At 58.5% G+C, this 14,988-nt stretch carries 12 protein-coding genes; 4 read left to right on the top strand and 8 right to left on the bottom strand.

Features of this window, described 5'->3' with window-relative positions:
- Window positions 1-247, bottom strand: a 247-nt coding sequence (locus NW820_RS01240) for a hypothetical protein (RefSeq protein ID WP_414406464.1), incomplete at its 3' end; no start/stop codon positions are given.
- 256 nt (window positions 248-503) lie between these two features.
- Here NW820_RS01240 and NW820_RS01245 point away from each other — a divergent pair.
- Window positions 504-1,367 carry an endo alpha-1,4 polygalactosaminidase gene (locus NW820_RS01245; RefSeq protein WP_414349986.1) on the top strand — a complete coding sequence of 288 codons (864 nt, stop codon included), beginning with the start codon at window positions 504-506 and terminating at the stop codon, window positions 1,365-1,367.
- Between the two features lie 187 nt (window positions 1,368-1,554).
- Here NW820_RS01245 and NW820_RS01250 read toward each other — a convergent pair whose 3' ends face one another.
- The 5 genes from NW820_RS01250 to NW820_RS01270 form a co-directional block, all read right to left on the bottom strand.
- Window positions 1,555-2,208 carry a (2Fe-2S) ferredoxin domain-containing protein gene (locus tag NW820_RS01250; protein ID WP_414406465.1) on the bottom strand — a complete coding sequence of 218 codons (654 nt, stop codon included), beginning with the start codon at window positions 2,206-2,208 and terminating at the stop codon, window positions 1,555-1,557.
- Window positions 2,147-2,350 carry a hypothetical protein gene (locus NW820_RS01255; RefSeq protein WP_041436260.1) on the bottom strand — a complete coding sequence of 68 codons (204 nt, stop codon included), beginning with the start codon at window positions 2,348-2,350 and terminating at the stop codon, window positions 2,147-2,149. Before NW820_RS01255 ends, NW820_RS01250 begins: the two co-directional genes overlap by 62 nt.
- A 178-nt stretch (window positions 2,351-2,528) precedes the next feature.
- A complete protein-coding gene (locus NW820_RS01260) occupies window positions 2,529-3,932 on the bottom strand; it encodes a 1-acyl-sn-glycerol-3-phosphate acyltransferase (protein ID WP_414406466.1) in 1,404 nt (467 codons plus the stop codon).
- Window positions 3,933-4,072: 140 nt separating this feature from the next.
- A complete protein-coding gene (locus NW820_RS01265; protein WP_011432404.1) occupies window positions 4,073-4,525 on the bottom strand; it encodes an AbrB family transcriptional regulator in 453 nt (150 codons plus the stop codon).
- Between the two features lie 565 nt (window positions 4,526-5,090).
- Complete coding sequence (locus NW820_RS01270; protein WP_414406467.1) at window positions 5,091-7,856, bottom strand: cation-transporting P-type ATPase; 2,766 nt, start codon at window positions 7,854-7,856, stop codon at window positions 5,091-5,093.
- 377 nt (window positions 7,857-8,233) lie between these two features.
- Here NW820_RS01270 and NW820_RS01275 point away from each other — a divergent pair, with 377 nt between their 5' ends.
- Window positions 8,234-9,586 carry an FAD/NAD(P)-binding oxidoreductase gene (locus NW820_RS01275; protein ID WP_414406468.1) on the top strand — a complete coding sequence of 451 codons (1,353 nt, stop codon included), beginning with the start codon at window positions 8,234-8,236 and terminating at the stop codon, window positions 9,584-9,586.
- Between the two features lie 54 nt (window positions 9,587-9,640).
- Here NW820_RS01275 and NW820_RS01280 read toward each other — a convergent pair whose 3' ends face one another.
- Window positions 9,641-11,245, bottom strand: a complete 1,605-nt coding sequence (locus NW820_RS01280; protein ID WP_414406469.1) for a serine/threonine-protein kinase — start codon at window positions 11,243-11,245, stop codon at window positions 9,641-9,643.
- 67 nt (window positions 11,246-11,312) lie between these two features.
- Window positions 11,313-12,554, bottom strand: a complete 1,242-nt coding sequence (locus NW820_RS01285; RefSeq protein ID WP_414406470.1) for an HhoA/HhoB/HtrA family serine endopeptidase — start codon at window positions 12,552-12,554, stop codon at window positions 11,313-11,315.
- 210 nt (window positions 12,555-12,764) lie between these two features.
- On the opposite strand from NW820_RS01285, the gene NW820_RS01290 reads away from it, so the two are divergent.
- Together NW820_RS01290 and NW820_RS01295 are read left to right on the top strand one after the other, a co-directional pair.
- On the top strand, window positions 12,765-13,280 hold the full coding sequence (locus NW820_RS01290) for a nucleoside deaminase (protein WP_414406471.1): 516 nt from the start codon (window positions 12,765-12,767) through the stop codon (window positions 13,278-13,280).
- Between the two features lie 273 nt (window positions 13,281-13,553).
- The gene (locus NW820_RS01295; RefSeq protein WP_414406472.1) at window positions 13,554-14,738 is read left to right on the top strand and encodes a SpoIID/LytB domain-containing protein; all 1,185 of its coding nucleotides are present in this window, start codon (window positions 13,554-13,556) and stop codon (window positions 14,736-14,738) included.
- The last annotated feature ends 250 nt before the right edge of the window (window positions 14,739-14,988 follow it).

Below are 14,988 nucleotides of genomic sequence, written 5' to 3' on the forward strand. Positions count from 1 at the left end.
ACCGGTACGGCTGCACAGCTCCCATCGCGCCACTGAAGACGATTTTTTCAAGGGCTAACTTAAAGCGGTCGTAGTCGGCCTGCGATTGAAACACAATGCTGGATCCTGCAAAGCGCTTGAGCCCCGGAGGATCCGCTGTCCCTGGCAGATCGGCCCGAGCTGGCCCCGCCTGGACAAGTAGAGCTGTTAGCGTAGAGAAAATAAAACCTTGCAGGGCATGGCGCCGCAAACCCACGTAAAAAGGCATGGTTGTCTCCCAGGTCTCCGGATCCGTTCCGGGTTTTCTGCCAGGAGTTTACCCTAGAAGGGATCAGAAATGCATATGCATAAAGTTAAGGTCAAGGCAAACTTTGTAGCCATTTAGGATTGAGATGAGATGACTGGGGTACCAAATTCTTCTCGCTTGCTAGGACTAAAAGTTTGGGTATGGGTGGGATGTCCTAGAATAAAGGGGAGAGGGAGCAGGCCACCGTTTTCTTAGCAAGCTGCCGGTGGATACAGGAATGAATCGCGATCTATTGCCCCTGTTGATTGCATTGGCGGCTGGCTGTGGCCTGACTAGCCGCTGGCATCCCCAGAAGGAAGCGGTGTGGCTCTACCAGTTGAGCCAGCCGGTTACAGCGCCCCAGCCGGGGGTAGAGGTTTATGTCTTGGATCTATTTGACACGCCCCCGGAGACTGTTGCTCTGCTCCAGCGGTCGGGTGCCCGCGTTGTTGCCTATTTTTCAGCCGGGAGTTGGGAAGATTGGCGACCAGACGCTGCGTTGTACCCGGAAAGCGTACTGGGCGCAGCCTACGAAGGCTGGGACAGAGAACGCTGGGTGGACATTCGCGCCCTTGACATCCTGGCACCAATCCTGAGCGCGAGGCTTGATCTGGCGGTGCAGAAGGGATTTGACGGTGTAGACCCGGACAACGTGGACGGCTACCTGAACCCCACCGGCTTTGCCCTCGCACCGGCTCACCAACTCCAGTTCAATCGCTGGCTGGCCCAGGAAGCCCATCGTCGCGGTTTGGCGGTCAGCTTGAAAAACGATCCTGAACAAGCGGCTGCTCTAGAGCCCTATTTCGACTTTGCCGTGAGTGAGTCCTGCTTTGCAGAGGGGTGGTGCGATCTTTGGCAGCCTTTCACGAAAGCCGGCAAGCCGGTGCTCGCCATCGAGTACACAGATGCCTTCACCGAAACTGAGTTCCTGCAACAGGTCTGCTCTGCTGTCCCGGCAGGTCTGCATGCTGTGCTCCACCGCAGGAAACTAGAGGGTTGGGGCGTGTGGTGTGGTGCGGGGATAGCTGTGCCAGGTGTAGCCAAAGATTTGGTTAGCCAGCCAAATCATCAAAGCGCTGATGATCGCCCTTTGGCGAGTTAACCTGGTGCCTGCAATGATGCCGATAGCAACAAAGGGCAGCGTACAGGTATAGGCGATATTGCTCAGGCAGCCAAGGGTGGTGAATAGGCTGGGCCAAGTCTTGGGTAGCCTGTAGCCAAATAGAGGCTGGGATTCGGCGAGGAGCTTCGGGAAGGGCTTGAACAAGCGGCTGTAGGCTGACCATAGGCTAATCTCCTGGGAAAAGATGGGCTTTTAGGGGACAATTCCTAAGCAGGTGCTCGTGGACAAGTTGTCCCGCTACTGGCGGAGTAACCCGCTTGTACCAGGTGCGGTCGCCAGAGTAAAAAACCACCGGTCGCTGTTGGCAAACTTCTAGACAACCTGAGGTTATGACCGGTACATCCAGGTTGACTTCTCGGCGGGCAGATTCCAGAGCTTCCACAACCGGTTGATAGTTGCGGGAAGGATAGCAACGGCTGGAGCGACAGACAGTCTGGATCCCCCACCTGCGGGGCTGGTTCTGGGGATTGAGACGGCGGTAGAGAGCGGCGCGGCTAACCCATCTTTTGCGGCGCAGCTCGGGTGGGGTCTTGCGGTAGGGGCCGCCTTGGTGCTCCTCCAGGCACAAATGCAGGTGCCAAGTTTCGGTGGCCACTGTCAGGTAGCCGTCGTAGAGCATGCACAAAGCCGTCGGCTTTTCAAAAGCCAGCTCCAGCACTCCTCCTTCCACCCCATGACCGAGTTGGATCTCGGCCCAGCGTTCTTGAAACAGCTCGTAGAGCAACGGCCCGAGACAATCAATGTGGGCAGGGATCCCTTCAGCGCCGTCGTCTGGAGCAGCGACGCAGTAACCAACTGGCGGCGGCCCGGTCGCCTTCATCCCATGCCAACCGCTCCACGGCCACCATCACCATCGAGGTGATCACAGCTTCACTTAAATGGCGAGAACGCAAATGCTGCACGGCTGAAGTGGCGGCCTCCAGGTCGCGTCTGCGAATGGCGCGGAGCAGCTCATCAGACATAGACCAAGCCAACGAGCCTCACTTCCTTTCTGCCCCCTTTCTACCCCAAGAGCCAGAAACTTCCCCTTTCCTTCACCTGCTTGTCAGATAATGCAAAAGTTCGTCTTACTTTCACGAAATATCTCACAAGATGTCTCAGGAATTGTTACACTTTTTGCCCCTGAGCCGACTAGGCATGTCAGACAGCAGGGAGGACCGCAGGGGAGCACGGGATCCCTTTGATAAGCCGCTCCATTTCTGCTTGTAAATCTTGGGTGAGGGCTTGTACGGCTTGTCGGCGGTTGGCCTGGTAGGCGGGCCAGCGTTCGGAAACCGAGAGGGGATCCCCAATGCTGAAACGCGCCAGGCGGGGGCCCAAGCGGGGGGGAGCAGTTCCGACGGGATTTTCTCCTTTGATCCAAGCCAGCAGACTCCAGAGGCGCAGGGCGGTTTCCGCCAACTCGTCTAGACTTAGACTGGGCTGCTCGGGCATGGGGCGCACCGCAAACACCATCAAGGTTTCCGCCAAGCGCATGTGCCAGAGGTGAAAACTGGCCTCAGCAGCCACTCGATTGGCCAGCCCCCTCTCCAGAGCCGAGAGACCAGCAATATCGGCAATATCTTCGCGGTAGATCCAGGCCCAGCCCGCCTGTTCGATGCGGTGCCGCCGCTCGATGAAGTCTCCTTGAGGCTCTAGGCCGAAATGTTGCTCGGCCACCCGCAGGGCCAGATCTGACAAGCTTTGAAGACGCGCCAACAGATCCCCCTCTTTAACTTGGGCTCTATCTGCAGCAGGAAGGGCAGGGGCATAAAAGCGCTCATAGAAGGTCTGCATGACCTGGAGCAGGTGTTCTCCCAAGCGAAGGATACGGGCCAGCAAAAAGGCCTGACTGGCATGGGTTGAGCGCGGGGGTGGCAGCTTGCAATCGGCCTCCATGCGGCTGAGCAATCTATTCAGAGCGGCACTGGGATCCCGCAGGTAGGAATAGCGAAGGCCTACCGGCAAGATCAGCACCTGCTCTGGCCGTCCCGCCTTGTGCAGATCCTCCACCGCCCAAAAGCTCATCTGGGCTACCCCCGGCTCCAACGGGTTGAGAAGACTGCTCATACCGTTGATCGTTCCTTCTGGAGCTACCGCCAGCGGATATCGGCCCGATACAAACTGCTCACGAGAACTTTTTAGCCCTGCCCGATCCAGACGGCCTCGCAAAATCGGGATCCCGCCCAAGCGCGGCAAGCCCCAACGGGCAACGGATCCCAGCCACAGAGGTAGGCCGCGGTCGTAGACAAACAAAACGTGGGGCCGGCCCCGAAAGCGGATCCCCTGGCGTTGGGCCACCTGCGGCAGGAGATGGGCGAACAAGTACATCAAGCAGGGGGGATCATCGAGGGTCGGGTGTCGAAACGCCACCAACAGGCGAATCTTGCCCGCCTCAAACTGCTGATAAAGCTGAGCCAAACGCTCTCCCCCCTCTACTTCAACGCGAGGGATCCCTTTGGTCCATCGCAACCAAAGGGGCAAGCCTGCTTGAGCGAAATGAACGACCCAAGGCGTCAATCGCGGCGGCAAAAACTTGAGGGGTGGCTGAACCTTCTGTTGCATAGGGATCCTTATCTAGGGTCAGCAAGATCGGTGAACCTAGGCTTTGGATCCCATCTTAAAGAGGGCAAAGCGGGAAGAAAGCTGCGCAGTGACAGTTCGTCAACTGGATCCCTTCTCCTCACTCCCGGCCCGGCAGCGGCTCAAGCCCCAGCAGTTTTTTTCCGGCGACCGCGAGTCGCTTTGGGGGAAGCTTCTTTACTTGGGGTTGACTCCTCCACCACCTGGCCGTTTAGCACTTGCTTGAGGTGAATGTGCTTGTAACCTAGCTGAATCTCGAACTCATCCCCGGGTTTGAGATTCATTTTTTCGGTGTAGGCCGACCCAATGATCAACTGCCCATTTTTGTGGACGCTGACTCGAAAGGTTGGTTCACGACCGCGCTTGTCCCGGCTGGAACTTGGGCTGAGACTCAGACCTTTTGCCGCCAGCACCGCGTCATAGAACTCATTCAAGTTGACGCGAGGCTTGTTGGTCTTGGTCATGGTTACATAGCCACATCGCTTTGCCGTTTCTCGGCGTGGAAGATGCCCCAACGCTTCGACCTTCTGGAGCAGAGCCTTCCCGGTTAAAGGTTGTGGTGGTATATCTGACATTTTTTAATGTCCTACATCCTTCTCTTAAGATCATACCCTTGTGATGTACTCCTGCAACCGAAAGTCTGAGACTTTTTTGAAGACAGGTTTTTCTCTTGTTCCTTGAGCCAGCAGCTCCGAAGGAAAAACCTCGTCTCCCTCAAGAGGTGTTCCTGCCCTTGCCAAAAGGTGATGGGGGCAAAAAGAACTCAAGCCCTGAAGAGTGCTGGGGCTTTTGTGGATGGAGCTGACAAAAGATCGCCTTGGGGGTAGTACCGCGGTGTAGATCCGACTCACCGCTTTCTACAGCCTCATCCCCACTCGTCGGCTGCCCCAAACTCTGATCACAGCCAGAAAACAGGCTCGACTTTCCAAAAAACCGCCGCTGAGATGGTGATTGCCTTGCGCAAATCGGTCGAAAAGACAGCCAGAGCGGTGTGAAGCTGGATGCCATCAGACCTAGGCCAGCAGGCATTTTTATCTCTTGGCAGAGGCCGGCTACATCTGAGTAATGGCTGAGGGATCCCCTCTTCGGCACTTCTTCAGATGGGAGCGCAGTGAGCGCGAGTTGCCCAAAGCAAGTTATTCATTCAGGATCCACTCGATTGGCTGCCGCTGAGACAACGATGAGTGGCAAGCTCACCAGCAAACAAAAGCCCCATTGCTCCCAAGACAGGGGTGCTGTGTCGAAGATAATGTTGAACAGGCTCCACTGGCTGAAGAGGATCTGCAGCAGGATGGCCGCCCCAATGCCGATGGCAATGGCCGCTGTGTCCATGAGGCGCTCATGGCGCTCCAATTGGCTGGCACGTCCACGGCCCAACAGGGTAGGAATGGCCTGGCTGAGGCTGAGCAAATAGAAAATTCGCCCGATCACCAACGCTTGGATGGCCATGGTGCGGGCCAGGTTAAGGTTGCCGGTGGTTTGTTCGATGTATTCAAAAACCCCGAAGATCAAGATCCAGTTGAACACGGACACCAGCAGGATGCGCTGCAGCAGCCTAGGAGAGAGCAAGTTGGCCTCCGGATCCCGCGGTGGGCGAGTCATCTCTCGGCCTGTGCTCGGCTCAAAGGCAAGAGGCACCGTCATGGTGATGGAGTTGATCATGTTGAGCCACAGCACTTGAATGGCCAGAATGGGGAGCTCGCGGTTGAGCAGCACGCTGAGGAGAATCGTCATCGATTCCCCCCCGTTCACCGGCAGGATGAAGGCAATGGCTTTGAGCAGGTTGTTGTAAACCGTGCGCCCCTCCTCAACGGCTGCCTCAATGGAGGCGAAGTTGTCATCGGTCAGGATCATGTCGGCAGCAGCTTTGGCCACTTCGGTGCCGCCTCGCCCCATGGCAATCCCCACATCTGCTTGCTTTAGGGCCGGAGCGTCGTTGACGCCATCGCCGGTCATGGCCACGATCTGCCCCCGCGCTTGCAGAGCTTCCACCAGGCGCAGCTTTTGCTCTGGCACCACCCGTGCGAAGACGGATCCCTCATTGGCGGCTGTAACAAACTTCTCGGGGCTGAGCCGCTCCAGATCCTGGCCGCTATAGGCTTTGACTGGTTTGCCACCGCCCAAGCCCATCTGCTCGGCAATGGCCTGAGCCGTGAGCACGTGGTCGCCGGTGATCATCTTCACCTGAATCCCAGCCGTTTGGCAGGAATGCACTGCCGCAATGGCCTCTGGCCGCGGCGGGTCGATCATTCCTTGCAATCCCAAGAAAACCAGATCCCCTTCCAGATCGGGGTGATCCACCCGAGTTTGGCTGCTGGGGACGGTTTTTTGGGCAAAGGCCAGAACTCGCAGCCCCTGCCGTGCCAAGGCCTCCACCTGCTGGCGAATCCGCTCCTCTTCCAGAGGCTGGATCTCCCCCTGGGATCCCATCTGGCTATGGCAGCGGGACAAGAGAGCCTCTACGGATCCCTTGACATAGAGGCAATGCTCTTCTGGCCCCAGCCGGTGCAGGGTGGCCATGTACTGAAACTCGGATTCAAAGGGGATGCTGTCCAGGCGAGGGCGGCGGCGCTGCAGTTCTTCCAGATCCAGACCCCCCTTCTGGGCTGCCACAAGCAGAGCCGCCTCGGTGGGATCCCCTACCACCTCCCACTGGCCGTTGTCTTTGGGTTGCAGACGGGTGTCATTGCAGAGGCAGCCGGCCAAGAGACAAGCCTGTAACGCCAGCAGCCGCTCCACTTCCACTGGATCACCCCCCTCCTGGGCCAGGATTTGTCCCTGAGGACTGTAGCCACTGCCCGTAACTTGGTAGAGCTGGGATCCGGCGTAGATGGCCTGCACCGTCATCTGGTTTTCCGTGAGGGTGCCGGTTTTGTCAGAGCAAATTACCGTAGCGCTGCCCAGGGTCTCCACCGCCGGCAGCTTGCGGATAATGGCGTGGCGTTTTGCCATGCGGGAAACCCCAATCGCCAAGGTTACAGTGACTACCGCTGGCAAGCCTTCGGGGATAGCACTCACCGCCAGCGCCACTGCCGCCTCAAAGACACTGGCCGCCCCCTGTCCCTGAGCCAATCCCACCAAAAAGGTGAGCCCGGCCAAGCTGAGGATGATCCTGAGCAGCATGAGGCTGAATTCCTCGAACTTGCGTGTTAGGGGAGTTTGCAGGGATCCCCCCTTTTCGACCAACTCCGAGATACGGCCTGTTTGAGTCTGCTTGCCAATGGCCACCACCACCCCTGCTCCTTGGCCGAAGGTAACAAAGCTGCCGGCATAGGCCATGTTCTGGCGGTCGGCTAGGGGTGTGTCTTCCGCCAGGGATCCCAGCCGTTTTTCCACCGGCACCGACTCCCCTGTCAGGGCCGATTCATCCACCTGTAAGTTGCGCACGCTTAGCAAGCGCAGGTCGGCGGGCACCTTATCTCCCGAACTCAGCAGCACCACATCCCCCGGCACCAGCTCCCGCGAGGGCACCCGCAGTTTTTGCCCCTCCCGGATGACAGTAACCTCCGTCACCACCGACCGAGCCAGAGCGGCAATCGCTTCCTCCGCTTTGGACTCCTGGATGTAGCCGATGAGGGCGTTGATCACCACCACCGCCCAGATCACGATGGCATTGCGCCAGGATCCCAAGAACGCCTTGACCGCCCCGGCAACCATCAAGATGTAGAGCAAGGATTGGTTGAACTGCTGCAGAAACTTCACCCAGGCCGGGGTAGCCGCCTTGGCCTTTAGCTCGTTGGGGCCATATTGCTTCTGCCGTTGGATCACCTCAGCCTGAGATAGACCCCGCTCCAAAAGCGCTGCCAGAGGCAGTTCCTCTGCAACAATTTGGCGGGCAACATCCTCTTCGGGCAGAGCGTGCCAGGGAGCAACCGGCAATGAGCCAGCAGGGATGGATTTTGCCATCGTGATGAAGGTCTCCAGTTGAATCGCAACAGAACTTGAAGGCCAGCCGTGAACCCAGCGGCAAATCCTTCGTACAGTCCACAGCCTAGCGGATGCTGCTCATCCTCCGAGATGCCACTGCTGCCACCAGCGTCAACAAAGCCTAAGTCCTAGGCTAAGATTTGCCTCAAATTCTCGACAGCTTGAAAAAATGGCTATATTCTTATCGGGTGTTATGATTACGCTTGTTTCCCAGCTGCAGCTCCTGAAGGCTGGCAATCTGCAGAGTCTTCTACGGATTGCCAGTTCGGGGTTGTTGGCTGTCATTTAACAGGTTCTTCCGCATTAAACTAAACAGCTTCTTGAGCTCAAGTTCAGTTCTGTTTGAGGAAACTGCTGTGTCAACGACTACTAAGCCAATGGAACTCAAAACCCAATCCCCACCCGCCTCCACCCAAACGAACGGGCGCCCTGGCGTCGAGGGATCCATCTCCAGAACTTCGCAACCTGTCATTCACCATCAAATTGTTGTAGTGGGAGGAGGGGCTGCCGGCATCAGCGCAGCGGCCCAGTTGCTGGAGCGCAAGCGTAACCTCGACATCGCGATCATCGAGCCATCCGACAAGCACTACTACCAGCCGGGCTGGACATTGGTAGGGGGAGGTATTGCCCCCCTGGCCAAGTTTATCCGGGACGAAAGGACTGTGATCCCCAAGGGAGCCACCTGGATCCAAGCACGCGTGGCGGAGTTAGATCCGGATCACAACCGCGTGATCACAGAGAGCGGGCAGATCATTCAGTATGACTACCTCATCGTTGCCCCAGGGATCCAAATCGACTGGCACTTGATCGAGGGCTTGCCGGAGGCGCTGGGCAAAGGAGGAGTAACCAGCAACTACTCCAAGGACTACGCCCCCTACACTTGGGAGACCATCCGCAACTTCAAGGGGGGAACAGCCATCTTCACGTACCCGGCTACGCCAATCAAGTGCGGCGGCGCCCCTCAAAAAATCATGTACATGGCCGACGATGTCTTCAAAAGCAAAAGTGGGGTTGGCGTCAACACCAAGGTTCTCTTTTGCACAGCCACTCCCACTCTCTTTGCCGTGCCGGAGTACAGTGCTGCCCTGGAGAAGGTGGTAGAGCGGCGAGGGATCCAGGTGAAATTCAAGCACAACCTCAAAGCCATCCGGCCTGAGACTCAGGAAGCCATCTTTGAAGTCACCACCGACAATGGCAAAGAAGAGGTGAGCCTGCACTACGACATGATCCACGTGGCTCCGCCCATGAGCGCTCCGGACTTTGTCAAGCGCAGCCCCCTGGCCGGGCCGGGAGGATGGGTGGATGTGGATAAGGCAACGCTGCAGCACACCCGCTACCCCAACGTGTTTTCCTTGGGAGATGCCTCTTCTCTGCCAACGTCCAAAACGGCGGCTGCCGCCCGCAAGCAAGCGCCGGTACTGGCCGAAAATCTCTTGGCTGCCATGCAGTCCAAGCCCCCGGTGGCCCAGTATGATGGCTACACCTGTTGTCCCCTGATCACAGGCTATAACTCCCTAATCATGGCGGAGTTTGCCTACGGGGGGAAACTGGCTCCCTCCTTCCCGCTGGATCCGACGCGGGAGCGCTACTCCATGTACCTAGCCAAGGTGCATCTATTACCCTGGCTCTATTGGAACCGCATGCTCAAGGGCAAAAAGTTTGAGGCAGACATCTTCAAGCCCATCAACAAGCTGGTGCACCGCTACTAGGGCTTTCTATCCCCTCACTCCCCAGCCCCTCTCCCTTTGGGAGGGGGGAGTTTTTTACAGGCAGGCTTTGAACTTTTTCAATACCGCCCGATCCAGCATCAGCAGCGCCGCACGTAGGCCACCTGAGTAGCCCCAAAAAAAGCCCACCGGCAGATGACCCTTAGGCGCTGCCAGACGGGTTGTGAGCTCCCCATACCCCAGCCAGCGGCCCTGCACCTGCCAGCCGACTCTTTCCCCCATGCAGTCTTCGCGGGGCAAGGCTGAGAAGGAGCCCGAACGGATCCCTCCTCTTCCCTCCGGGTCACACTCCTGCCAAAGTTGCTTCTGGACGGTAAAGCCAAAGCGCCCATGGCTGGCCCGCACCCACAGTTGGTCAATCAGCCGCAGCATGGGGCAGGGGAAGGCCTGAACATCCTTGGGATCAAAAAAGCCCACTTGCGAGCGCCCAGCAAGCTTCAGCATCAGGGCTGTCGTCCAGCGATCCGCCTCCCCCCACTGCCCCGCTCGCAGCCGATCCCACAGACCTTGCAAGGCAGGGGCTGCTTCCCCCACCCACTCTGGCCAAGAGAGAGTTCCGGGCAGGGATCCCCCCTTCCCTCTCTCCTCTGGACAGACCTCAGGAAAAATCAGGGATCCGGATCCCTCTTCTCTTCCAGCTTTTTTGGCAGTGGCAGGGGTGGGAGGTGCCACCAGTTGCTCTAGCTCTTCCGCCGAGTGCCGGGACAGGAGCTGTTCCAGCTCGTCTTGGGGTTCTGGAGGCTGGGCCAAGATCTGCTCCAGCTCCCTCAGCTCTTGGGTGCGGATGGCTGGCTCAAAAGCAACCGGCTTCCTCCCTTGTTGAGAGGCTTCTGCCGGTAACAGTGCCAGCCACTCGGCCATGGTTTGCGGGCGCTCTTCTGGGTGGAGAGCCATCCCTTTGAGAATGGCAGCCTCCACAACCTCGGGAATGTTGGGGTTAAGGCTGCGAGGGGTATCCAACTGGCGGCCTGTGGCCCGCACTGGCGCACACATAGGCACCATCCCCGTCAGCGCCGTGTAGAGGGTTGCTGCCAAGGCGTAGACATCGGTGAAGGCGCCGCGGCGGCGCAAGCTGTCGTATTGCTCTAGAGGAGCATAGCCATCGGTGCCGTAGGAGGTGTGGCGTTGGATCAGACCTTGGGTGTAGCCGCGAGCTAGGCCAAAGTCGATCAAAACTGCCTGCCCGGATCCCTCCCGCACCATGATGTTGGATGGCTTCACATCCCGATGCAGGATCCCCTGTTCGTGCAGGGCCATCAGGGCGGATCCCACCTCCCGCGTCAGGCGCAGGGCTTCCGGCAGGGGCAACGGCCCTTTTTGCCGCAGAAGCTGGTGCAGAGTCTGGCCGCGGATGTACTCCATCACAATACACCAGCGCTCCTGCTCCCAGATCACCTCTTCCACCTTCACCACATGGGGGTGGCGGCAGCGGGCCAGTTGCAGCGCCTCATTCATGAAGTTCTGCTGGAAGTGGGGATAGTCGGGATCCTCACGAAGGCTGTCGTTCAAAACTTTGATAACCACCTGGTCGGCGCGAACGCTATCCCAGGCCCGGTAGGTGATGCCGAAGCCCCCCTCCCCCAAAACGGCCTCGATGCGGTAGCGTCCCCCTTGCAATTGTTCACCAACTGCCCAAGCCATATCTGGATCCCTGCCCCTACTGCCATTCTGTCACAGGGATCAGAGAGTTGCTGGCCTATGGAGCCCCCTAGAAGTCCGAGGGCAGCACTCCAGTTTTCACCTGGAAGGTGCGTGCCTGTCCATTTCGGATGACCCGCAGCGTCAGCGTATTGCCCACCCCAGCGGCTTCCACCAACTGCTGCACCTGCTCAGCATCGCGGATGGCCTGCCCATTGATTTCAGTGATCACATCCCCCTCCCGCAAGCCAATCTCCTCAGCCGGGGATCCCGAAATCACCTGCCCGATCAAGACCCCTTCTTCCACCGTCAGCGTGGTGGGGCGAGCGGGGTCGCGGTTGAGGCGGGCCACAATGTCGGGGTTGAGGGTGATCATGCGAATGCCCAAGAAAGCGTGCTCTACCCGACCATTCCGGATCAATTGCTCGGCAATTTCCATGGCGCGGTTGATGGGGATGGAAAAGCCGACGCTCTGAGCTCGCTGGAAGATGGCCGTATTCACCCCAATCACGCGGCCTTCCGCATCCAGCAGTGGGCCACCCGAGTTGCCGGGGTTAATGGCCGCATCCGTTTGCAGGAAAGTCACCCGCTTGTTGACAGCTCCAATTTGCCCGGAGGAGCGCCCAACAGCACTGATGATCCCGGCAGTCACGGTATTGTCTAGGCCCAGCGGGTTGCCAATGGCAATAGCCCAATCCCCTGGTCGCACCAAGTCAGAGTTGCCCAGGGTAACCGTGGGCAGATTCTCCCCCTCAATCTTGATCACCGCGATATCGGTAACCGGGTCTGAGCCCTTCACCTCCCCTTCAAAGGTGCGCCCATCCAGCAGGTGAACCCTGACTCGCTCGCTGCCTTCCACCACATGGGCGTTGGTGAGGATCAGGCCACTGGCGTCGATGATAAACCCCGATCCGGTGCCTTCTTGCCGAAACTCCTGCGGCAACTGCGGTAGTTGATCCCCAAAGAAGCGGCGAAACAGGGGCTGGTTGAACAGTTCTGGGTTGACCCCCCTCGACACGGTGCGGGTGGCATCGATGCGCACCACCGCTGGGCCGACCTTTTGGGCGACTGCAGCAATAAAATTGGAAGGCCGGACAGCATCGGCGGGAGGAGCAGAATTCGCAGCCTCAGGGCGGGGCTCAGACCAGGGCAAAAGGGATCCCACTCCCTCACTGGCCCGTCGCGTCCAAGTGACCAGGGGAGTTTGCTGTAACCACTCCTGCCCCGCTCGAGACGATAGCCAGACCCCACCTGCGACGCCTCCACCAAACAGAGCCATCGCCAAAAGTGTGTGCCGTAGAATCCGCGCCATGCTCCCTCCCAAAGCTAAGCCGTATCGCCAAGACTCAAAAGGCGTGAACCCGATCCCCCGACTTACGCCATCAAGACCCAGTTCACTCCTGGTCTATTCTATCTATTCCTACTCTTTACTTTTGGATGTTCGGGGTATGTGTGCTTACCCTAGCAAATCTTGCGGACAGAGGCAGTGCTCGAAACGCCCAAAATGATCGGGGATCCGAGTATGCTCCATTCCTCCGAGCCGCAAGGGTGGGATCTGTGGCAGCGCCACCGCGCCTGGATGCAGTTGGCCTTGCGAGAAGCTGAGCAAGCGGGAGAAGCCGGAGAGGTTCCGGTGGCAGCTCTGGTGGTCGGGCCAGGGGAACAGCTGTTGGCCCTGAGCAGTAACCGGCGGGAACGGGATCGGGATCCCACGGCCCATGCGGAGATTCTGGCCCTACGGCAGGCAGGGCAGCGCTTGGGCGATTGGCAGCTGCAGGGCTGTCGGCTGTATGTGACCCTGGAGCCCTGCCCCATGTGTGCGGGGGCAATCAGCCAATCGCGGCTGGCCCAGGTAATCTACGGCGCCGATGATCCCAAGGCCGGAGCACTGCGCAGCGTGCTCAATTTGCCAGCTTCTGCCGCCAGCTTCCATTGCCCGGAGGTCATCGGCGGAGTCTGCGAGGCCGAGTGTCGCCGCCTATTGCAGCAGTGGTTTTGCCGCCGCCGCGGGATCCCCTCTGAGCCGGCTGAATCCTGACCGAGGGACTGGGGGCGGAAAATTCTGGGTTGAAGTCGTGCATCTGCAGGATGTTTTTGATACTGTCATAACGGGTTCGGCTGGCCCTTGCCCGGGATCCCGCACCAGCCTCAAAAAAGGCTTTCCGAGTGCGGGATCTCTTGAGCCCAACGGTGGCCGCTTGGGTTGTTGAGGGTGCGTCGTCCCTATGCCTGGATTCTCAAAACCCGACTTGTCCGGGATCCCTCGCTGGCTATGCCCAGCGGCGGGTAGTCTTTCACAGAGGATTGGTGTGTGACTATTGCCCTCTCCTTTTCTCCTCTCCCATCAGCTTGGCTTAGGAGTATTGCCCTTCTGGTTTGGGCTTGGCTGTGCTTGACCTTTCCGGTGCAGGCACGGGTGCTGCTGCGGGTAGGTATTGCCGTCAACAAGCCCCAGGTCACCGTCGGCAGCTCTACCGGAGCCCGCCTATTGAATGCCCAGGGACAGCCGCTGGCAGAGGTGCAGGCCATGCAACCGCTGCAGGCCAGCCGTTCGGGTTCAGCAGTCAGTTTGGCCGGCCAACAGGGAGAACGTCTTTACCTACAGCCCACCACCTCCGATGGGTTAGTGTTTATCGACCAGAATTGGTACCGTGGCTTGGTGGAGTTGATCCCCGGCGAGCGTGGGGTGATTGCCATCAACCAAGTTGGCTTGGAAGACTACGTTTCCAGCGTAGTGGGCAGCGAGATGGGACACCGTTTTCCCATGGAGGCTCTCAAAGCCCAAGCCGTGGCCTCCCGCACCTATGCCCTCTACCACCGCAGTCGCCGTTCCCAGCAGCCTTTTGACTTAGGAAACGGGATTGATTGGCAGGTTTACAAGGGAGTGGCTGCCGAATCCAGCCGTACCCAAGCGGCTGCCCGTGAGACCGCCGGGCAGGTTCTCATCTACCAGGGGCAGTTGATCAATGCGGTTTTCCACTCCTCTGCGGGGGGACATACGGATGATGCAGGCAATGTCTGGTTAGAGTCGCGGCCCTACTTACAGGGGGTGCCCGATTTCGATCACCACTCACCCGTGTTTAGCTGGACGGCCACCGTTCCTGCCCAGCAGATTCAGCAGTTGGCTGCCGGGATCGGGGCTATTCGTTCTGTTGAGGTGCTGCGCAGCTCCCCGTGGGGACGGGCAATCACGGTGCGCTTGACGGGATCCCAAGGGATCAAAGATCTCAATGCCGGCGATTTTCGTCGGGCTCTTGGGTTGCGCAGCACAAAGATTGCCATTAGTCCACGCGGAGAGGCCGCCACTACAGCCAGCTTGGCTCCTGTGGCAGGGACATTCCCAGCTTTCTTTGAGATTCATGGGCGGGGCTACGGGCACGGGGTGGGCATGAGCCAGTGGGGAGCTGCCGCCCTGGCCAGCCAAAACTACTCTTACCAACAGATCCTCAGCCACTACTACCGCAACACCAGTCTGGCAGTGGTGGAAGGACGTTAAGGCTCAACTTCAAGGAGAAGCCAACAAAATCATCGATTGGTAGCAAAAGCGGCTGCAGTTTTTAAGAGCTTATGAGAAGCAGCATTTTAATTGAACCGGAGGGGTTCCCCAAGGGTTCGTTGGGGTTCTGTAGATTTTGTTAACTTTGAGTTAACTCTAACGTTGCACCATCTCTGAAGATAGACGGGCAGCTTCTAGACGGGCAGCTTCTGCCGGAATCGAAAGCTGGGCTGCCTGTGAACGCTGCTTT

The organism is Synechococcus sp. R55.7, assembly GCF_047461955.1.
GTDB lineage: Bacteria > Cyanobacteriota > Cyanobacteriia > Thermostichales > Thermostichaceae > Thermostichus.